The 20,451-nt window shown below is 69.4% G+C and carries 14 protein-coding genes; 8 read left to right on the top strand and 6 right to left on the bottom strand.

The features are described 5' to 3' along the window. Positions 1-67 precede the first annotated feature (67 nt). The 8 genes from CMO28_RS07795 (at position 68) to CMO28_RS07760 (ending at position 13,117) form a co-directional block, all read left to right on the top strand. Complete coding sequence (locus CMO28_RS07795; protein WP_296712069.1) at positions 68-442, top strand: hypothetical protein; 375 nt, start codon at positions 68-70, stop codon at positions 440-442. A 131-nt stretch (positions 443-573) separates the two neighbouring features. After that, a complete protein-coding gene (locus CMO28_RS07790) occupies positions 574-2,748 on the top strand; it encodes a copper-translocating P-type ATPase (protein ID WP_322111316.1) in 2,175 nt (724 codons plus the stop codon). A gap of 244 nt (positions 2,749-2,992) precedes the next feature. Further along, complete coding sequence (locus tag CMO28_RS07785; protein ID WP_296712064.1) at positions 2,993-3,571, top strand: hypothetical protein; 579 nt, start codon at positions 2,993-2,995, stop codon at positions 3,569-3,571. Positions 3,572-3,615: 44 nt separating this feature from the next. Continuing rightward, positions 3,616-4,905 (top strand): NHLP bacteriocin system secretion protein, encoded by a 1,290-nt coding sequence (locus tag CMO28_RS07780; protein ID WP_296712061.1) that lies wholly within the window; start codon positions 3,616-3,618, stop codon positions 4,903-4,905. After that, a complete protein-coding gene (locus CMO28_RS07775) occupies positions 4,906-7,056 on the top strand; it encodes a cysteine peptidase family C39 domain-containing protein (protein WP_296712059.1) in 2,151 nt (716 codons plus the stop codon). It abuts the gene before it with no gap. Between the two features lie 5 nt (positions 7,057-7,061). Beyond that, positions 7,062-9,929, top strand: coding sequence for an ATP-binding cassette domain-containing protein (locus CMO28_RS07770; protein WP_296712056.1), 2,868 nt, complete (start codon positions 7,062-7,064; stop codon positions 9,927-9,929). A gap of 128 nt (positions 9,930-10,057) precedes the next feature. Beyond that, positions 10,058-11,854 carry an autotransporter domain-containing protein gene (locus CMO28_RS07765; RefSeq protein WP_296712053.1) on the top strand — a complete coding sequence of 599 codons (1,797 nt, stop codon included), beginning with the start codon at positions 10,058-10,060 and terminating at the stop codon, positions 11,852-11,854. Between the two features lie 72 nt (positions 11,855-11,926). Beyond that, positions 11,927-13,117, top strand: a complete 1,191-nt coding sequence (locus tag CMO28_RS07760; protein ID WP_296712050.1) for a helix-turn-helix domain-containing protein — start codon at positions 11,927-11,929, stop codon at positions 13,115-13,117. Here CMO28_RS07760 and CMO28_RS07755 read toward each other — a convergent pair. From CMO28_RS07755 to CMO28_RS07730, 6 genes are all read right to left on the bottom strand, one after another. Then, positions 13,054-14,070 carry an NAD-dependent epimerase/dehydratase family protein gene (locus CMO28_RS07755; RefSeq protein ID WP_296712047.1) on the bottom strand — a complete coding sequence of 339 codons (1,017 nt, stop codon included), beginning with the start codon at positions 14,068-14,070 and terminating at the stop codon, positions 13,054-13,056. The two genes, CMO28_RS07760 and CMO28_RS07755, sit on opposite strands and share 64 nt — an antisense overlap. Before the next feature lie 4 nt (positions 14,071-14,074). Further along, complete coding sequence (locus CMO28_RS07750; RefSeq protein ID WP_296712044.1) at positions 14,075-14,650, bottom strand: TetR/AcrR family transcriptional regulator; 576 nt, start codon at positions 14,648-14,650, stop codon at positions 14,075-14,077. Positions 14,651-14,891: 241 nt separating this feature from the next. Continuing rightward, a complete protein-coding gene (guaA, locus tag CMO28_RS07745) occupies positions 14,892-16,472 on the bottom strand; it encodes a glutamine-hydrolyzing GMP synthase (RefSeq protein WP_296712041.1) in 1,581 nt (526 codons plus the stop codon). 124 nt (positions 16,473-16,596) lie between these two features. Next, complete coding sequence (locus CMO28_RS07740; RefSeq protein WP_296712037.1) at positions 16,597-17,673, bottom strand: DMT family transporter; 1,077 nt, start codon at positions 17,671-17,673, stop codon at positions 16,597-16,599. A gap of 102 nt (positions 17,674-17,775) precedes the next feature. Continuing rightward, the gene (locus tag CMO28_RS07735; protein WP_296712031.1) at positions 17,776-18,633 is read right to left on the bottom strand and encodes an alpha/beta fold hydrolase; all 858 of its coding nucleotides are present in this window, start codon (positions 18,631-18,633) and stop codon (positions 17,776-17,778) included. A gap of 82 nt (positions 18,634-18,715) precedes the next feature. After that, on the bottom strand, positions 18,716-20,407 hold the full coding sequence (locus CMO28_RS07730; protein ID WP_296712028.1) for a uracil-xanthine permease family protein: 1,692 nt from the start codon (positions 20,405-20,407) through the stop codon (positions 18,716-18,718). Positions 20,408-20,451 lie beyond the last annotated feature (44 nt).

Below are 20,451 nucleotides of genomic sequence, written 5' to 3'. Positions count from 1 at the left end.
CCGGCGCCCTGCATCTGAAGGGACCGCACCCGTGACGGACCGCCCTCGCCGACACGCCCGGGCCGGCATGCTGGTTCAGAGCCTTCTGGTGCTCGTGTTTCTGCTGGCCTCGATCACCGGGCCGCTGGCCGCGTGCTGCGATCACGGCCTGCCGCCGGCCGCGGGGGAACATCCGATCATCGGCGGCCCCGACCACCTCTCCGGCAGATCGTCGATCATGGATGGCCAGACCTCCCCGCACGCGCAGCCCTGCCCCACATCCATTTGTCGCCTGGGCATTTGTCGCCTGGGCATCTGTCGCCTGGGCTGCCCGACGCCGCCGGGCCTCGACGGCGGCATGATCCGCACCGTTGCGGCCATTCTCCTGCCCGCGCGCAGCGACCCCTTACCGGACGGCATCGCACTTTCTCCGCCCCCCGGTCCGCCGCGACCTCTGGCCTGACCGAAGGACGACGCCCCTCAGGGCATCGTCCATCCCGTCATACCGCCGGTTTTGCGCCCGGAACACGAAAGGGGGCCATCGTCATCATGTCCGATCACCATCAATCGCATCACGACCATTCCCACCATCACATGCACGGGCACGGGCACATGCACGCGGCCGGAAAGGCCGGGGCGATCGACGCCCCGCCCGGCACCGTGTGGACCTGTCCCATGCATCCCGAGATCCGCAAGGACGGCCCCGGCAGCTGCCCGATCTGCGGGATGGCGCTGGAACCGCTGATGGTCACCGCCGAAAGCGGCCCCAGCCCCGAACTGGCCGATATGACCCGACGTTTCCGGTTCGGTCTTCTGCTGGCGATCCCGGTTTTCCTGCTGGAAATGGGGGCCCATCTCGTGCCCGCCCTGCATCGCCTGGTCCCGGCCGGGGTGTCGGTCTGGATCCAGTTCATCCTGGCCACCCCGGTGGTGCTGTGGGCGGGCTGGCCGTTCTTCCGTCGTGGCTGGTCCTCGATCGTCAATCGCAGCCTCAACATGTTCACCCTGATCGCCATGGGAACGGGGGTCGCCTGGACCTACAGCGTCGTCGCCACCCTGGCACCGGGCGTTTTTCCCGAGGCGTTTCGCGGCGCCGACGGCACCGTCGCGGTCTATTTCGAAGCGGCGGCGGTGATCACCGTCCTGGTCCTGCTGGGCCAGGTGCTGGAACTGCGCGCCCGTGAGCGCACTTCGGGCGCCCTCCGCGCCCTTCTGAACCTCACCCCAAAGACGGCGCGGCAGATCGGGGCCGATGGTGCCGAGGCCGATATTGCGGTGGAAGACGTCGCCATCGGCGACCGTCTGCGGGTGCGGCCGGGTGAAACCGTCCCCGTGGACGGCATCGTCGAAGACGGCCGCTCCTCAGTGGACGAATCCATGGTGACCGGCGAATCGATGCCGGTCGGCCGCAGCGCCGGTGACCGGGTCGTCGGCGGAACGCTCAACCAGACGGGTGCCCTGATCATCCGCACCGAAAAAGTCGGCCGGGATACGATGCTCGCACGCATCGTGCAGATGGTGGCGGATGCCCAGCGCTCCCGGGCCCCCATCCAGCGCATGGCCGATCAGGTGTCGGGCTGGTTCGTCCCTATCGTCATCGTGATGGCGCTGCTCGCCTTCGCCGCCTGGGGGCTTTGGGGTCCGTCACCGCGCCTGGCCCACGGGTTGATCGCCGCCGTCTCGGTTCTGATCATCGCCTGCCCCTGTGCCCTTGGTCTGGCCACGCCCATGTCCATCATGGTGGGTGTCGGCAAGGGCGCCGCCGCCGGCGTGCTGATCAAGAACGCCGAAGCGCTGGAACGGATGGAGAAGGTCGATACCCTGGTGGTCGACAAGACCGGCACACTGACCGAAGGCCGTCCGGCGGTGACGCATATCGCCGCCGCACCGGACCACGACGAGGCCGATATTCTGCGCCTTGCGGCTGCCGTCGAGGCCGCCTCGGAACATCCGCTGGCACAGGCGATCGTGGCGGCAGCCGAGGCCAGACACATCCGGCCACCCCAGGTCACGGCATTCTTGTCGCCCACCGGCAAGGGGGCCCGCGGGATCGTCGAAGGACGGCGGATCGTGCTCGGAAATGCGGCCTTTCTAGGGGAAGAGGGCATCGACACCTCCTCCCTCTCCGATCAGGCGGATAGCCTGCGCCATGACGGTGCGACAGCGATCTATATCGGTGTGGACGGTCGCGCCGCCGGTGTCTTCGCCATCGCCGATCCCGTCAAGCAGACGACGCCGGATGCGCTGACGGCGCTCCATGCAGACGGCATCCGCATCGTCATGCTGACCGGTGACAACCGGACCACCGCCGAGGCCGTCGCCCGGCGTATCGGCATCGACGAGGTGGAGGCAGATGTCCTGCCGGACCGCAAAGCCGAAATTGTCCAGCGGCTGAAGGCCGAGGGCCGGGTGGTGGCGATGGCTGGCGACGGCGTCAACGACGCCCCGGCGCTCGCCGCCGCCGATGTCGGCATCGCCATGGGGTCGGGCACCGATGTTGCGATCGAAAGTGCGGGCATCACCCTGCTCAAGGGCGATCTCAACGGCATCGTGAAGGCGCGCCGCCTGTCCCAGGCCACCATGACGAATATCCGTCAGAACCTCGTCTTCGCCTTCATCTACAACGCCGCCGGCATTCCGGTGGCAGCGGGCGTGCTCTATCCGGTGTTCGGCCTGCTGCTGTCACCCGTCATCGCCGCCGCCGCCATGGCGCTGTCGTCGGTGAGCGTCATCGGCAACGCACTCCGGCTCAGATCAATGAAGGTCTGAGACCCCGGCTCGGCCGCCGCCACATCGAGAGACGTGACGGCGGTCACAAACCACATCGGATGTGTACTGGTGCAGAATCATACACTGATACTTACCGTATCTTCCGGCGTTGTCTGCGCACCGGCGTGGTCACCCGCCGTTGACCAGCCCCATTACCCTGGATTGACTGGCGCATCTCATGTCCCGCATAGTGACCGCACGAGATCGGACGCTGACGAGATCGGGTGCTGACCGGGAGGCAGACATGACGCAAGAGAACAAGCCGTCGACCATCGTCGCGGACGAGGATCTGGCGAAAGTGACGGGCGGCTCGTCGGGCGGCCTGAACTTCATCTCCATGGATCTGTCCAATATGGATGTGAACCAGATCCTGGCCATGGTGCAGCAGGAAAGGCAGGGTCAGCTGGATACCAGCCTGCAGCAGCAGATGGATGGAATCCAGGAGCGCAACACCCAGCTCGCCCAGATGAACGGCACCCTGCAGGAACTGGACGGTTTGGGCGACGTGCTGGAGGACCAGGGCCCGCTGTCGACCGACACGCTCGTCCATCATATGGGCCAGGAGACCACGCTCGGCGCCCTCGCCGCCGATCTGGGCCTGGATCAGGAACGGATCGACGACGGCAGCATCGATTCTGCGGACATGGATGCGATCACCGGCCTGCTGCAGGACCGCATCACCACGGTCACGGCCGCCCAGGACATGGAGATGGCGGCCCTGCAGGCCATGACCGACAAGCGCAACGAAGCGATAGCGCTGATGCAGCAGTTCATGAACAGCATGCAGAACAATTTCAACAACATCATCGGCAATATGCGTTGATACGCCGCGACCGGCCGGCCGATCCGCTGCGGGGGCCTTGACGGGTGAGCGCGCTCTTCCGCCCGGCTGCCGTCAACTCGTCAGCGACCTCAAATCAGTACCGCGACGCGCTCGGCGTCATGCGGCCGCGCCTCTGGGCGGGCGGCCTGTTTCTGGTTGCCCTGATCCTGGGGGCGCTGGTGTGGAGCGCCCTCTTCCGGGTGCCGGTCTCGGTGACCGGACAGGGCATCCTGCTCGCCCCGGGCGGCATGATCGACGTGGTGGCCGACGCGGCCGGCCAGGTGCTGGCACTCGATGCCGCCCCGGGCACGCCGGTGGCGGAGGGGGCCGTGGTCGCCCGTATCGCCCAGCCGGATCTGGAGCTGAAGCGCGATATCGCCCGTGCCGAACGTGCCGATACACTCAGATTCCGCGACGATCTGATCCGCTTCCAGGCGGCCGACGACGCCAATCGCGCCCGGCTGCGCGCCGCCCGCGAAGCCTCTCTGGCAGAGCGGATCCAGGCGCTGGAGCTGCGCGGTGCCGCCCTCCGCGACCAGCAGGCCAATCTTCGCCGCCTGCTCAAGACCGGCAATGTCACCCGCGACCGGCTGTTGCAGGTGGATCAGGAAGTGCTGGCGGTCGAAAGCAGCATCGCCGATGCCCGCGACGAGCGGGTCGCCATGCAGGCCGAAGCCGCCCTCCAGGCGACCGAGCGCGAAAAGGCGCGGCTGGAAGCCGAACGGCGGCTCGCCGAGGCCGAGCGGGAACTGGCGGCCCTGGATCGGCAGCTGGCCCGCACCAGCACGGTGCGCTCCCCCTTCGCCGGGCGGGTGGTCGAAGCCAAGGTCAATATCGGCCAGATGGTCCAGCCCGGCACCGCCATGGTCACCCTGGAGCGGCAGGCGGAGCCGGCCGATGGCAGAGGCACCCTGCCCTATGTCACTGCCTATGTCACCGCGGCCGACGGCAAGAAAATCCGCGCGGGGCAGCCGGTCGAGATTTCGCCCACCACCACACGGCGCGAGGAACACGGCTTTCTGCGCGGCCATGTGGTGCATGTCAGCGACGTGCCCGCCAGCAGTGCCGGCATGCTCAAGACCCTGCAGAACGACCGGCTGGTGCAGACCTTCCAGGACGGCATGGGCGCGCCCTTCGAGGTGACGGTGGCGATCGACCCCGACCCGGCACGGCCGGATCGCCCGCTCTGGTCGTCTCCCCGCGCCCATCCGCCCCGGATCGAGCCCGGAACGCTGGCCGAGCTGCGCTTCACCATCCGGTCGGGGCCGCTGCTCGCCCTCGCCATCCCTGCGCTCCAGTATGCCGGCCCGGACGTGCCGCGCGACGGCCGCTGAATGTCCGGCCGGCGGAGGCGTACCCCCACCCTGTTGCAGATGGAGGCCGCAGAATGCGGGGCGGCGGCGCTCGGCATCATTCTGGGGCATCATGGCTGCTGGGTGACGCTGGAAGAACTGCGCCTGGCCTGCAATGTCTCCCGCGACGGCAGTTCCGCACTCGCCATCCTGCGCGCCGCCCGCGCGATGGGGCTGGAGGCCCAGGCCGAGCGGCTGGAACCGGCCGATCTCCGCACCCGCGAGCTGCCGGCGATCATCCATTGGGGCATGAACCACTTCCTGGTGGTGGAAGGCTTCAGCGGCGACCGCGTCCGGCTGAACGACCCCGCCACCGGCCCGCGGGAGGTGGGCGTCGCCGAATTCGACCGCATGTTCACCGGCATCGTGCTGTTCATGCAGCCCGGCCCCGGCTTCCGACACCGGGGCAGCCGCCCCTCGCTTGTCCGCGGGCTCACCCGGCGGCTCCACGGTGCCGGCGATGCCTTCGGCTTCATCCTGATGGTCTCGCTCGCCCTGGTGGTGCCGGGGCTGCTGGTGCCGGTCTTCGCCCAGATCTTCATCGACCAGATTCTGGTCAACCGCTTCGCAACCTGGCTCTGGCCGCTGATCCTGGGCATGGGGCTGGCGGCGGTGCTGATGGCCGCACTCACCTTCCTGCAGCGCGAAGCCCTGCTGCGGCTCGAAACCCGGCTGGCGCTTCAGGGTGCAGCCGGTTTCGTCGGCCATGTCATCCGCCTGCCCCTGCTCTATTTCGCCCAGCGCCATCCGGGCGAGGTGGCGAGCCGGGTGATGCTGAACGACCGGCTGGCTCAGCTGATCGCCGGCGATGTCGGCGCGGTGCTGCTGAACCTGCTGACGGCGACCGCCTATCTGGCCGCCATGATGTTCTATGCCCCCGGGCTCGGCCTGCTGGTCGCGGCGGGGGCTGCGGTCAATCTCGTCCTGCTCACCCGATCCTCGCGCGCGCTCGCCGACGACAACCGGCGGATGGTGGTCGCCGGCACCATGCAGGCCGGCTTCGCCAGGCAGGGGCTGGGCATGATCGAGGCCTACAAGGCCGCGGGGCTCGAGGATCTGTTCCGCGCGCGGCTGTCGGCCATGTCTGCCCGGGTGCTGAACCTCCGCCAGGGGCTGGCCCGGCGGCGCATGCGGCTGACCGCCCTGCCCGGCCTCACCAGTCTCGCACTGGGCGGGCTGGTGCTGGTGATCGGGGCCGACATGGTGATCCGCGGCGAACTGACCCTCGGCATGCTGATCGCCTTTCAGGCCCTGATGGCGGGCTTCCTGGCGCCGATGGCCCAGCTGGTCCAGCTCGGTGCCCGGATCCAGGATGGTCAGGCCTATATCCAGGTTCTGGACGACACATTGCGCCACCCCACGGCGCCCGAATTCGCCCCGACGCCCGACAGCCCCGACACGACCTCCGGCCGCCTGATCGGTGCGATCGAGCTTCGGGATGTCAGCGCCGGCTATGGCCCGGCCGCGGCGCCGCTGATCGGGGATCTCAACCTCTCGCTCAACCCCGGCGAACGGCTGGGCATCGTCGGGGCCTCCGGTTCGGGCAAGTCGACCCTGGCGGCGCTGATCGCCGGCATTCATCCGCCGGCGGCGGGCGAGATCCTGATCGACGGTACGGCGATGACCGCGATCCCGCGGGCGCGGCTGCGCCAGTCGCTCGCCTATGTCGATCAGCGTGCCGCGATCCTGGAGGGCAGCATCCGCGACAACATCGCGCTCTGGGACCCGTCCCTGCCCGACGAGCGGATCGTCGAGGCTGCCCGCATGGCGCTGATCCACGACGTCATCCTGCGCCGCCCCGGCGGCTATGGCGGCCATCTCGCCGAGGGCGGCACCGATCTGTCCGGCGGCCAGCGTGCCCGGATCGAGATCGCCCGTGCCCTGGTCCGCGAGCCGCGCATTCTGATCCTCGACGAGGCCACAGCCTTTCTCGACAACGAAACCGAGACGAAGCTGCATGCCGGTCTGCGCCGGCTGGGCGCGACCATGATCATCGTCGCCCACCGCTTCAGCGCCATCCGTGACTGCGACCGCGTGATCGTGATGGACCGGGGCGTCATCGTGCAGGAGGGCACGCCCGAGGCCCTGCTCTCCCGCCCCGGCCCCTTCCTGCAGCTGATGGCCGAGGGGTGAGCCGGATGGATCGGCCCGCCGCCACGCAACCACCACCGCCGCCGCCGCCGCGCCCCGTGACCGAACGCCCCCTGGTGCTGGACCGGCCGGGCAGCTGCTATCTGGTCATGGGCGGGCCGGTCGACCTCTTCGCCCTGTCCTCGGAACGCCCGACGGCCCGCATGGCGGTCGGCCGGATCGAAAGCGGCGGCCTGCTGTTCGGCGCGGCGCCATCCCTGCTCGGGGCCGAGCATCTGATCGCGGTCGGCGACGCCGTCACGCTGATCTGGCAGATCCCCGACGCGCTCTGGCGCAACAGTGCCGGCCTGCCCGACTTCACCGCCGGCATCGCCGGCTGGCTGACCGCTCTGGGCGGCGGGCTCGGCCGGATGATCGAGCCCCGACCGGTGCCGGATCTGGTCACCACCGGCCAGCGGGCGACGGCTGTCCGGCTCGGTGCCGGATTGGTGATCGGCGCCACCGCCGGCATCACCTGGGTGCAGCTGCCGGCCGGGGCCCGGGCCCGGTTCTGCGGCCTGGAGCCGTTTTCGGGGCTCGTCCCCCTGCCCGCGGGCAGCTGGCTGACGCTCGACGATGCCGCGCATATCGACCTGCTGCCCTTTGCCGACGGCCTGGCCCGACCGGACTGGCCGGATGCGCTCGCCGCCTGGGGGGCGGCGGTGGCGGAATTGCTGCCGGTCCTGCGCGGACTGGCCGAGGCCGACGAGCTGAACCGGATCCGCGCCCGCGATCATGCGGCGGCCCAGGACCATCGGCAGACCCTGGCGCGCTTCGCCGGGCTGCTCGGCAACCGGGTACCGCCGCTCGCCGAAGCCGATGGTGGCGACGGTCTGCTCGACGTGCTGCGCCTGCTCGGCCGCGAACTGGGCGTGGCGGTCCGGCGGCCGGCCACGGCCCGGCGCGCGCAGATGGACCGGCTGCCCGGGCTGGACGAGATCGCCCGCGCCTCGGGCCTGCTGCTCCGCCAGATAGAGCTGCCCGACAGGTGGTGGCGGCAGGAGGCGGGCCTGCTGCTGGCCCGCCATCAAGGCCGGCCGGTGGGGCTCGTCTGGCGCGGCGGACATTACGACATGATCGACCGCCACGGCGCCCGACGACGGGTCACGGCTGCATCTGCCGCCGACATCGCGCCCGCGGCCTTCCAGATCTTCCGGCCCCTGCCCCGGCAGACCGGACTGGCCGCCATGATGGCCGCCGGCCTGACCAGGGCCGGACCCGACAGTCTGGTCTTCCTGGCCGCGACGCTGATCGGCAGCCTGATCGGCCAGATCCTGCCGATCGTCACCGGCCTGGTCTTCGGGCTGCTGGTGCCGGCGGCGCTGCGCGGGGCGCTGGTCCAGATCGGGCTGCTGATGCTGCTGGTCGCCGGCGCCGGCTACCTCATCCAGGTCGCCACCGAGGCGGCGCGGGAACGGATCGCCATGCGCGGCGATGCCGGGCTGTTCGATCGTGCCTGGGCGCGGATCATCGCCCTGCCCCTGCCATTCCTGAGATCGCGCCCGGCCGCCTTCCTCGCGGCCCAGCTCGGGGCAGGGCTCGGCAGCATTTCGGGCTTCCGCCAGATGCTCTATCTGAGCGGCAGCACACTCGGCATGCTGATCTCGTCGCTCGCCGTCATCGCCTGGCACAGCCCGCTTCTGGCCGGGCTCGCCGCCGGTCTGGCGGGGGTGCACCTTCTGATCGGCCTTGTCGCCGGCCATGCCCAGGCGCGTGCCTATCGCAATGGCGAGGAGCTGATCGGCACCGCGGATGCCCAGCTGCTGCAGATGATCAACGCCATGGTCAAGCTGCGCAGCGCCGCGGCGGAAGACCGGGCCGTGCTGCGCTGGGCCGATCGTTTTGCCGCCATGCGCGACCGCTCGGTCCGGGCGCGGCGGATCGGCAATCTGTTCGAAAGCTGGCAGGCTGCCTTCCCGATCCTGGCCACGGCGGCGCTGTTCGCGGTGATGCAGGGGCTGGCCGAGACGACCGAGGGCGCACCAGCCCTGTCCATCGCCGCCATTGCCGCCATCGCCACCGCCTTCGGCCTGATGGCGGGCGGGCTGTCGCAATTCCTGCGGGCGCTGCTGGGTGCCTGGATGATGCTGCCCGGCTGGCAGTTCGCCCGCCCGCTGCTGGAACGGGTGCCGCCGCCCTCGACGGGCCTGACCGATCCGGGGCCGCTTTCGGGCGAGATCAGCTTCGCCGCCGTGGGCTTTGCCTATGAAAACGGGCCGCCGGTGCTGTCCGACATCTCGTTCCGGGTCGCTCCCGGGCAGATGGTCGCGATCGTCGGCCCCTCCGGCAGCGGCAAATCCACCCTGGTCCGGCTGCTGCTGGGGCTGGAAGCCCCCGGGGCGGGGGCGATCTATGTCGACGGCCACGATCTCCGCACCCTGCATCCCACCGCCCTCAGGCGCCAGATCGGCACGGTGCTCCAGGACGAGGCCCTGCCTCCGGGATCGATCCTCGACATCGTCCGCGGCATCAGCGACGCCGGCCCCGACGAGGTACGGGCCGCCCTGGCCGCCGCCGCCCTGGACCAGGATGTCGCGGCCATGCCCATGGGGCTCCACACCATGCTGCCCGATGCGACCCGCATGCTTTCGGGCGGACAGCTTCAGCGCCTGGCATTGGCGCGTGCCCTGGTCCAGCGGCCGCCGGTCCTGGTGCTGGACGAACCCACCAGCGCCCTCGACGGCCCCACCCAGGCGCGGGTGATGCAGACCATCCAGGCCCTGCCCGCCACCCGCATCGTGATCGCCCATCGCCTGTCGACCATCCGCCGGGCCGGGCTGATCCTGGTGCTGGAGGGCGGGCGGATCGTCGAGGCCGGCACGCATGACGAGCTGGTGAAGCGCAAGGGGCGGTTTGCGGCGCTGATGGGCGGCTGAGGCCGCGTGCGACGTCCGGTCTGACAGACAGGACGTCCGGTTTTGCCCGCCCGGACGACGGTTTCCGGGCGGCTCGGGCAGGAAGAGGGGCAGCCACCGCATCGGGTGGCGCCACTCGGGAACCTGCCATGCCTGCCTCATCCCTGCCGGCCGCAGCCGGCCTTCTCTCCCTGTTTCTGGCCGGGCCCGCCCTGGCCGGCAGCTTCGTCTTCGGCGACAGCTCGGTCGAACAGGGCAATCTCTACGTGCTGCCGGGCTTCGACCGCACCGGATCGCCCTATTACGCCCCCGACGGCTTCAGCCGCGAATCGAACGGTCCGGTCTGGATCGAGCATCTTGTGCCGGGGATCGCGCCCTCGGCCGGTGCGGCGGCCGGGTCGCGAGAGGTGAACTTCGCCTTTTCCGGTGCCACATCGGGCGACGACAACATTGCAGGTCCGGTCACCGGCACCGGCTTCGGCGCCCAGATCGACGCCTTTGCCGGGCGCGGCCTGCGGGGCCGGCCCGGCGATCTGTTCGTGGTCGCCATCGGCACCAATGATTTCATCCGCGATCTGGGCAGCCGCGACCTCACCGAGACCTCAGCCGAGGTGATCGGCAATATCGGGGCCGGTCTCGACCGGCTCGCCGATCTGGGGGCCCGCCGCATCCTGGTCGAGGACGTGCCCGATTTTCATCTGGCCCCGGCCTTCGCCGGGCTGGTCCCGCCCGAGGATCAGGAGCGGTTCAACGCAATCATGCACGGCGTGCTGGACCGCCACCGCACCGATCAGCTGGCCGCCCTCCGCGACCAGAGCGCCCGGCCGGGGGCGCCCGACATCGTGACGGTCAGGGTCAGCCGCCTGTTCGACCATGTGCTGGCCCACGCCGCCGCCCTCGGCTTCACCAACGTCACCGATGGGTGTTACGACGAGGCGTCGGGCAGCCTCTGCTCGACCGATCGCGCGGTTCAGAACACCTATCTGTTCTTCGACGGCCTCCATCTGACCGAGGCGGGACAGCGCCTGCAGGCCGACTATTATCGGGCACTTCTGGGCCAGCTGGCCGGTACCGCCCACGCCCTTCCCCAATCGATGACGAGCTTCGCCCGCACCGCCGGTGACCAGATCGCAGCCAGGGCCCGTGACGAGCGCTTTGCCGCCTGGGCCGACCCGGCACCCGCCCCGGGCTTCAGCGTTTCGGCCGATGGCGGCGCGGGCACCGACGATGCCGGGCTGGCGGCACTCGGCCTCGGCTGGTCCGACGGTCCTGGCTGGACCGTGCGCCTGGATATCGCCCGCCATGACGGCAGGCTTGCCGACAGCCCCGGATCCTCGGATGTCGGCGGCTGGTCGGGGGTCGCCTCCGGCGAGCGTCGTCTCGGGCGGTTTCGCCTGGGCGCAAGCCTCGGCACGCTGACCGGACGGGCGAAGGGGTTCCGCACCATGCCGGTGGCGCTGATGCGGGCCGATCACAAGGCGGATATCGACAGCCGCTTCGCCGAAATCTCGGCCGGCTATGTCGTCACCGCAGGTGCCCTCACCCTTCAGCCGGCAGCCTGGCTGCGCTGGTCTGACAGCCGCATCGGCGCCTTCACCGAACACGGCCGCACAGGGCTTGAAATGGCCTTCGACGAGGTCTCGACCTCGGGCCTTCTCGGCGGTGCCGGGCTCAACCTGCGCTATGTCGCCACCGGCTGGCTTACCCCCTGGGCGAGTCTCGCCTGGGAAGACAGGCTCTCCGGCTTCGACGGGGATATCCGGGGCCGGTTGGTCGACAATTCGGCCAGAGACATCACCAGGCCGCTCGCCCGCCCCGAGGGAACGGGAGAGCTTCGCGCAGGCGTCGATATCGGCCTCGGCCCCAACGCAACGCTGCGTCTCGCGGCGGGTGCAACCACCGACCAGGACCAGAGCGCCTATGCGCGGGTCGCCTGGCGCTTCTGAAGAGGTGGTCTCTTGCGGCATCGGTGGTTTTCTGGAACGCTCCGCCTCTCTCTCCTGAGGTCGAGGCGCTGGTTGGATCTCGTTGCCGCTCTTCTTCTGATCGGGCTCGGCCAGGGGCTGCTCCTGGCCGGGCTGCTGGTGGTGCGCCGTGATCTGCGCCGCGCATCGACCCTGTTTCTGGCCACGCTGATCGGCGCCGTCACCCTGTCGGGGCTGGAGGATGCCGCTCTGCGGTTCGGCTGGCTGGATCAGGCGCCGGCCGTGGCCGGGGCCGGCCTGCTGCTCATTCCACTCATCGGCCCCTGTCTCAGGGGCCATGTGGCGGCGATCTTCAACCCTGCCTGGCGGCTGCAGCGGCGGGACTGGCCCTGGATCACAGCCACCGTCACGGCCGGCCTTGCCGCCCTCCTGTTCCTGATCCAGCCCGCCCCCACCCGGCTCGCCATTCTGAGCGACCGGGCCGGGGCGTCGGATCCGGGGGTCGTCACGGCCGCGCTGTCGCTTGTGACGGTGCATCTTCTGTCGGCGATGCTGATCGCGGCCGCCCTGGTCCTCAGCCTGCGCGAGGTCAGGTTCCGCAGCCGGGATCTCCGCCCGGGCGATCCGCTCGCCGGCCGGCTCGTCTGGCTGCGCGGCCTGCTCGTCCTGATCGGTGTGTCCTGGCTCGCCTATCTCTGCAGCCTGGTCGCGGGGCTGATGCCGGGCATCGACACCGCCCCCTTCGACGCCCTGGCCGGGGTGGTGCAGGTGGCGGCCCTCTACGCCCTCGGTCTGCTCGGCCTCGCACAACCCGACCGCATGCTGCCGCCGCCGGGCGAGATGCTGGCGGCGATCCTGGCCCCCACCCGCCCGAAATACGGCCGCGCCGCCCTGCCCGAGGCCGACCGGTCGGAACTCGCCGCCACCATCACCCGGGTGATGGAGCAGGACCGGCTCTATCGCGACCCCCTGCTCAACCTTTCGCGGCTCGCCGAAGCGGTGGGCGCCAGCCCGAACGACGTCAGCCAGACCCTGAACACCGCCTTCGGCATCGGCTATCACGACTACGTCGCGCGCCTGCGCGTGGCCGCGGCCCAGGAAATCCTGCGCGACCCGGCGCGGCAGGACAGCCTGATGGACGTGCTTCTCGAAGCCGGTTTCAATTCCAAATCCGTCTTCAATGCCGCCTTCAAGCGCGAAACCGGGATGACCCCATCGGCCTATCGCGCATCCGTCAGGCAGCCGTCGGACGCGCCGCCGCCGGGTGGTTGCCCCACGCCATAAGAGGCCAGCCCCTCCAGACGCGAGACCCGGCCGACATAGCCCAGATCCCGCCGCGCGGCGCTGTCGTCGATCGTGAACGGGCTGCCGATCAGGCGCACCATCGTTCGGCTCAGCGGGGGATCCTGATCCGAGCGCCTGACGCGGGCGCCGAGTTCCATCATCCGCCCCATGAAGAAGGCCGCCCCATAGGGAACCGAACGAAGCGTGTCGATCGACAGCCCCTGCAGCTTCGCCAACCCGTCGATGAAGGCGCGGAAGGTCGTGTTCTCGGGATCGCGGATGAAATAGGCCCGACCGCCCTCGCCCCGGTCGAGCGCGCAGATCAGCGCCTCGACGACATTGTCGACATGGCAGGTGGAATAGGGATAGTCGCCGCGCGCGATGAAAGCGAACCGGCCCGACCTGATCGCGTGCGGGATGTTTCGGCTGAAAGCGTCGCCCGGCCCCCAGATGCCCGGCGGGCGAATGGCGATGGTGCGCAGACCGGAGCCGCTGGCGGCAAGAACGCCGGCTTCGCTGGTCGCCTTGCTGGCGATGTAGGGCGAGAAACTCTTCGGAAAGGTCGGCGCCCGCTCGTCGGCATTGCGGATCGGCGAGCCATGATCGTCCATGATGACGGCCGCCGCCGTCAGATAGATGAAGGATGACGCCCCCGCTGCCCGCGCGGCCTTCAACAGCGCTTTCGTGCCGTCCACATTGACGCGGAAGTATGGCGCGCGCGGACCGGCAAAGCGGAAGTGAGCCGCCAGATGGATGACCGCGTCGACCGGCGGCATTGCCATGTCGCCGGGATTGTTCATGTCGCCGCGAACCGGCACCGCCCCAAGCGCCCGCAGCTTGCCATCGGCCGATGGAGAGCGGGCCATGGCCAGCACCTCGTGGCCTTCCGCCATCAGCCTGGGGATAAGGCGCGCGCCGAGAAAGCCGGACCCGCCGGTCACAAAGATTTTCATGCGTCTACTCCGGTAGAGCCGGGGTGCAGATCGCCTGCACGGCGCCATCGCGCAGCCGGGCGATGGTGACGGGATCGGGGGTGCCCATATCGACGCCGGGCTGAAGCGTGGTGCCAAGGAACAGCAGTGCCGCGGAATTGGCCGAGGCCCAGATGACCTGAACGGCCGCCTCGGGCGCAATCGCCAGCCGGCCGGCAGCCTCGATCTGCGCGATGCGCTGGCGCAGCATGGCCTGTCCCTCCCGCGCCGCCGGCAGATCGGCGCCCGAGAGGAACCGCGCCATCATCGCCGCGTAAAGGCGCGGGCGCGCCGCGGCAAAGCCGACATAGTTGTCCCAGCCTTCGATCAGCGCCGCGACCGGATCCGTCGACCGGATGGCCGCCCTCTTCGATGACAGGAACTGTTCGAACGCTTCGGCGATCGCCGCGCTCAACAGACCGTCGGCGCTCCGGAAATGATGATAAAGGGTGGGCGCCGTCACCTTCGCGATGTCGCAGACCGCCCGGGTCGAGAAAGCCGCAGCGCCCTCCTTCTCGATCAGCGTCAGGACCGCCGCCACCAGTGCCGTCTTCGTATCCATATCGGGTGCCGCCCTCCTGACCGTTTTCGGACTATAGCACCGCTATAGGATCGAGTCTATAGCAGTGCTATATCGGCCTCGGGATCAGCTCTACTGGCACCAAGCGGCGACGACGGTCTTTCGCTGATGGGCCCGATGAAGCCGACGATCACACCCTGGTGGAGCAGGAGCAAATTGTTCTGGAGGGCGGTGAGTCCTGGCCGAAGAAAAACCGCCAAAGCTTTCGCCCCGGCGGTTTCCCTCAGTCCAGCGATCTGTCAGAAGCCGCGACCCCTCCCTCCCACTCGATCGTTCCGGGCGGCTTCGACGTCACGTCATAGGTCACCCGGTTGATGCCCTTGACCTCGTTGATGATCCTGTGCGCCACATGGCTCAGGAAGGCGTGGTCGAAGGGGTAGCTGTCGGCGGTCATGCCGTCGGTGGAGGTGACGGCGCGCAGCGCGCAGACATTGTCGTAGGTGCGGCCGTCGCCCATCACGCCCACCGAGCGGACCGGCAGCAGCACCGCGAAAGCCTGCCAGATCGCGTCGTAAAGGCCGGCATTGCGGATCTCTTCAAGATAGATCCGGTCGGCCTTGCGCAGGATGGCGAGGCGGTCTTCGGCCACGGCGCCCAGCACGCGGATGGCGAGGCCCGGTCCCGGGAAGGGATGGCGGCCGACGAAGCCGTCGGGCAGGCCCAGTTCGCGGCCGAGGTCGCGGACCTCGTCCTTGAACAGTTCGCGCAGCGGCTCGACGAGCTTCATGTTCATGCGCTCGGGCAGGCCGCCGACATTGTGATGCGACTTGATGGTCACGCTCGGGCCGCCGGTGAACGAGACCGATTCGATCACGTCGGGATAAAGCGTGCCCTGGGCCAGGAACGAGGCGCCGCCGATCTTCTTCGCTTCCGCCTCGAACACGTCGATGAAGGTCGCGCCGATGATCTTTCGCTTGCGCTCGGGATCGTCCACGCCCGCCAGCTTTTCGAGGAAGAGCGGGCCGGCATCGACATGGACCAGCGGGATGTTGAAGGCGCCGCGGAACAGGTCGACCACCTGTTCGGCCTCGCCCGAACGCAGCAGGCCGGTGTCGACGAAGACGCAGGTCAGCTGGTCGCCGATCGCCTCGTGGATCAGCTTGGCCGCAACCGCGCTGTCGACGCCGCCCGACAGGCCGCAGATCACCCGCTCGCGGCCCACCTGCTCGCGAATGCGCGCGATCGCGCTCTCGCGGAAGGCGGCCATGGTCCAGTCGCCGGGGCAGCCGCAGATGTCGCGGACGAAATGACCGATCAGCTTCGCCCCATCGGGGGTGTGCACCACCTCGGGGTGGAACTGCACGCCGAAGAAGCGGCGGGTATCGTCGGCAATGGCGGCGAAGGGCGCGCCGTCCGAGGTGCCGACCACGCGGAAGCCCTCGGGCAGCGCGGTCACGCGGTCGCCATGGCTCATCCACACCTGATGGCGCTCGCCCGGTGCCCAGACGCTGTCGAACAGCGGGCAGGCATCGCGGACATCGACATAGGCGCGGCCGAACTCGCGGTGATCATCGGCTTCCACCCGGCCGCCCAGCTGATCGACCATGGTCTGCTGACCATAGCAGATGCCGAGCACGGGCACGCCCAGACGGAAGACCACGTCCGGCGCGCGCGGCGTCGCCGCCTCGGTCACCGATGCGGGGCCGCCCGACAGGATCACGCCTGCGGGTGCGAAAGCCTCGATCCACGCGGAATCGACGCTGAACGGCTTGATTTCGGAATAGACCCCCGCCTCGCGCACACGGCGCGCGATCAGCTGCGTCACCTGGCTGCCGAAGTCGAGGATCAGGATGCGGTCGGTCATCGCGCCTCCTGAGGGTCGGGGCGGTGCCGCCGGACCATCGCGCCGGCCACCGCCCGGTGGAGCGGAGAGAACCACGACCGGGCGGGTTTGGCAAGGGCGCAGACGGTGCGGGCGGCCCATGCGATCAGCCGCGGACCACCTCGCTCTCCTCGTCGCCCGCCCGATCCGCCTGCGCGGCCCGGGTCACCGCCCGGCGGGCCATGCGCGCATGCTCCCACGAGATCATCAGCACGCTGGCCAGCACCACCACAAAGCCGGCCAGATGCACCATGCGGAACGGCTCTCCCAGCAGGATGTAGGACAGCACCAGTGCCGACATCGGCATCAGCGCCATGAAGCCCGCCGCCACCGCCCCCTGCACCCGGGCCAGCCCGGCATACCAGAGCCAGTTGCCCATGGCGAGGGTGCCGGCACCGTACCAGACCGCCGCCGCCCAGGCCTCGCCCGCCACCGCGCGCGGGGTGAAATCGGGCAGCTGCCAGAGCGCCAGCGGCAGGAAGACGATCAGCGCCATCCAGGCCGAGAGCGCCGCGACGAGCACCGGATCCACCCGCTGCGCCGCCAGCTTGCCGAGCAGGGTATAGGCGACCTGGCAGCACACGGCGGCGAAGACCAGCAGCATGCCGATCCAGCCCGGCCCGCCACTACCGCCATTGCCCCCCTGGCCGCCCTGGCCGCCACCACCGGCCCCCTCGCCCGCAACGCCGCCGGCGCCCAACTGCAGCACCAGGACGCCCGCCACCGCCAGCGCCACCGCAACCACCGTCCGCCAGCTCACCCGATCCTTCAGCACCAGAACCGAGGCGAGCGCCGTCACCGCGGGCGTGGTGCTCATCACCACCGAGCCTTCGATGCCCGAGACCATCTGCATGCCGTAGAGCATGAAGACGGTAAAGCCGACCATGCCGAAGGCCGAAATGAAGACGATCAGCCACCAGCTCCGCCGGTCGATCGCGGCCAGCGCCTTGCGCCGCCGGATGATCACCGGCAACAGCAGCAGGGCGCCGATCACCGCCCGCAGGCTGCCGGCCACGAAGACCGGCATCGCCGCGGTCACGATCCGGGCGACCGGCGTCGCCGAGCCGAACAGGACCATCGCCAGGGCGAGTTCCGCCAGGGCACGCCGCGTGCTGCCCGATGCCTCGTCACCTTGCAGATCGGCGGCGCGCACGGCCGCCTTCCGGCCGGTTACCTCCGTCATAAGACCTCCTCGATCGCCGATACCGGAAGTGGTATCGGGTCGGGAGCAACGAACAGCGAAACCGAGTGTTCCGTGCGGTCGATCGACTACGGACGTGCCCGTTCAGGCTGCCCCGGCGGCGGCGGCCGGGGTGCCGAGGAAGCCTGCGAGCACGGCGTTGAAAACCTCCGGCGCCTCAATGAACGGGAAATGCGCCCCGCCATCGGCTTCGTTAAGGATCACCAGTTCGGCCTCGGGCAACCGGTCGCGGATCCAGATCTGCGAGCGGATGTCGACATGGCTGACCCGGCCGCCGATCACCAGCACCGGAACGTCGAACCGCGCGAACACGTCGCGCCAGTCGATCGAACAATGATCCGCGAACAGCGCGGCGATGCTGCGTGCCGCCGGCCTCAGATTTTCGTCCAGCAGGAAACGCCGCAGCTCCGACGGGATCCCCGGCGTGATCATGCCGTCGAGAAAGGCCTCCCGCGCCGCCGCACTGTCGGGCCCCGCCAGCTGGCTTGCGATGCCGATCATGGTCGCGGCATCGAACAGGGCGCCGGCATCAGCCGCTTCGTCGTCGGTCATACCGGCCTGCCGCATCACCGAGGCGGGCTCGTCGACGAAGACGCAGCGGTCGATCCGCCCGGTGCCGAAAAGATCGACATAGGCCCAGAGCACCGACGCCCCCATCGACCAGCCCAGAACAGTCGCCCGCCGGATGTTTTCCCGCTCGATCAGCTCGGCCAGATCGGCTGCAAAACGGTAGATGCGATGACCGTGCGCACAGTCGGGCGAGCTGCCATGCCCACGAAAATCGGGCGCGATCACCCGCCGGGTGCCGGCGAACTCCGCGATCTGATGCCGGAACATCGCCGCCGACTGCGCCCAGCCATGCAGCAGGATCAGCACCTCGCCGGCCCCCTCGTCGACATAGCGGATGGTAGCGCCATCCGAGGTGAGCATGGATTTGTGCATGGACTTTCCCTCCCGCCTCCCTGCGGCCCGTTGAGTGGGCCTGGTTGTCATCAGGGCATGTCCGATTGTACGAGCGCGACCCTCACTGTTCCACGACACACAGAATTTCATGCCGGCCGTCGGGCAGGCGCCGGCGGACCAGGCGGTCGGCGAGGCGTGTCATCAGCGCCAGCACGACGCCGTTCATCACCCCGTCTTCGTCGACATGATCCTCAAGGCTTGGCTGCGGCCCGGGTTCGAGCGCCGTCCCCGTCCAGCTCAGCGACACTTCCAGGCGGTATTCATCCATGCGCGTGGTCACCGCGATCGGGCTTTCGCCGGCGAGCGCCGGGGCTGCATGGCTGAATTCGTCGGCCAGCTGGACGAGCCGCAGCATGGCATCGGCGCGCACGCCGCCGGCCTCGCCGCCTTCGCGCAAAAAATCACGCAGCGGTGCAAAGCCGTCGGCTGGCCTCCAGGCGAATTGCCGGGTCGTCCGGCTGCCGATCCGCAGGGCCGCATTCAACACCAGCGCGGTCAGCAGGCCGAGCACCAGGGACGAGGTCACCACCGGCTGCAAAATCTCGGGCAGATTGTCGGCATAGAAGCCGGGCATCTGATCGAACGAGACCCAGAGCAGCAGGCCGATGCCGATGACGAGGGTCCGCCGGGCGTCCAGCATGCGCTGGCCCAGGATGGAGATCCCCGCCAGGACCACGAAGCACGACGCAAAGAGCAGCGCCGCCCCCAGCACGCCGGGCGGAATCGCCAGCACGAAGGTGGCGGAGCCGGGCAGGAAGGCGAGCAGCACCCAACCCAGCCCCGCGGCGACGGCAACCCGGCGCGCCCGAATGCCGGTGACGACGGAAAGGCCGACGCTGGCGGAATAGGTATTGGTTCCGAACGTCCCGATCAGCCCGGCAAACACGCTGCCGATGCCGTCGGCCAGGACGCCGGCTTCGATATTGGGATAGTCGGGCCGCTTCCAGTCGCGATCGCCGGCCTTCTGGCTGGCGACGATGTCACCGAAGGCCCTGAGCGTACAGGCGAGCGCACCGACCAGAAAGCCCGGCAGGGCCGTGATCTCGAAATCGGGCACCACCAGCGGCCAGCGAATCATTTCAAACGGAGCCACGCGATCGACCAGGGGCAGCCCCATGATCCAGCTGGCGCCGAAATAGGCCATGCTTCCGACGGCCAGCCCGATCAGCACGGCCAGATTGCGGAGGCGCGCCCCGCCCCAGACCGACAGCCCCACCATCACCGCCAGTCCCAGAACCGCCGTGCCGGTGCCGCGCGGTTCAAGCGGTTGCGGCCGGCCGATCCCGGTCATCAGCTTGAACGCAACGATGCCCAGGATGATGCCGATCATGAACACCACCAGGCCCACGATCTCGATCGAGAGATAGGGCCGCAGACGGCCGATCAGGCGGCTGAGCACGATCTGGGCGAGGCCCGCGGCAATCGTGAGCCCGGCAACCGCCTCGAGCCCGCCGATGCGCGCCGCCTGAAGTGCCGGCGGCAGATAGGCTGCGGCGAACACCGCCGGCAGCAGAAAGCCGCTACCGATCCCGGTCCGCCCGAACAGCTTCCCGCCCCAGGCCTGGATCAGGGTCGCCACCCCCATCGCCAGCATGCAGAGCTGCATGTAATGGCCCTGCATCGCGGCATCGGCCCCCGCCGCCTGGGCAACCAGCAGCGGAAACACCAGCGTCACGGCCATCAGCCCCATATGCTGGGCGGCGGCGGCCAGAACCACGGGCAGCGGCGGTTTTGCAAGCCGGTCATAGACCATGGGACCGGCCCTCCCCCACTTCCGCCCGCCGCGCGGTTTCGGTT

It is taken from the genome of Tistrella sp., assembly GCF_002684955.1.
GTDB lineage: Bacteria > Pseudomonadota > Alphaproteobacteria > Tistrellales > Tistrellaceae > Tistrella > Tistrella mobilis.
The sequence above is the reverse complement of the archived record's forward strand: the minus strand, read 5'-3'. Positions and strand labels throughout refer to the sequence as shown.

Excerpts from the sequence above, each read along its gene's own strand:
- CMO28_RS07795 (WP_296712069.1), top strand. The coding sequence starts at position 68 with ATGCTGGTTCAGAGCCTTCTGGTGCTCGTGTTTCTGCTGGCCTCGATC.
- CMO28_RS07790 (WP_322111316.1), top strand. The coding sequence starts at position 574 with ATGCACGGGCACGGGCACATGCACGCGGCCGGAAAGGCCGGGGCGATC.
- CMO28_RS07785 (WP_296712064.1), top strand. The coding sequence starts at position 2,993 with ATGACGCAAGAGAACAAGCCGTCGACCATCGTCGCGGACGAGGATCTG.
- CMO28_RS07765 (WP_296712053.1), top strand. The coding sequence starts at position 10,058 with ATGCCTGCCTCATCCCTGCCGGCCGCAGCCGGCCTTCTCTCCCTGTTT.
- CMO28_RS07740 (WP_296712037.1), bottom strand. The coding sequence starts at position 17,673 with ATGACGGAGGTAACCGGCCGGAAGGCGGCCGTGCGCGCCGCCGATCTG.
- CMO28_RS07770 (WP_296712056.1), top strand. The coding sequence starts at position 7,062 with ATGGATCGGCCCGCCGCCACGCAACCACCACCGCCGCCGCCGCCGCGC.
- CMO28_RS07730 (WP_296712028.1), bottom strand. The coding sequence starts at position 20,407 with ATGGTCTATGACCGGCTTGCAAAACCGCCGCTGCCCGTGGTTCTGGCC.
- CMO28_RS07775 (WP_296712059.1), top strand. The coding sequence starts at position 4,906 with ATGTCCGGCCGGCGGAGGCGTACCCCCACCCTGTTGCAGATGGAGGCC.
- CMO28_RS07750 (WP_296712044.1), bottom strand. The coding sequence starts at position 14,650 with ATGGATACGAAGACGGCACTGGTGGCGGCGGTCCTGACGCTGATCGAG.
- CMO28_RS07755 (WP_296712047.1), bottom strand. The coding sequence starts at position 14,070 with ATGAAAATCTTTGTGACCGGCGGGTCCGGCTTTCTCGGCGCGCGCCTT.
- CMO28_RS07735 (WP_296712031.1), bottom strand. The coding sequence starts at position 18,633 with ATGCACAAATCCATGCTCACCTCGGATGGCGCTACCATCCGCTATGTC.
- guaA (WP_296712041.1), bottom strand. The coding sequence starts at position 16,472 with ATGACCGACCGCATCCTGATCCTCGACTTCGGCAGCCAGGTGACGCAG.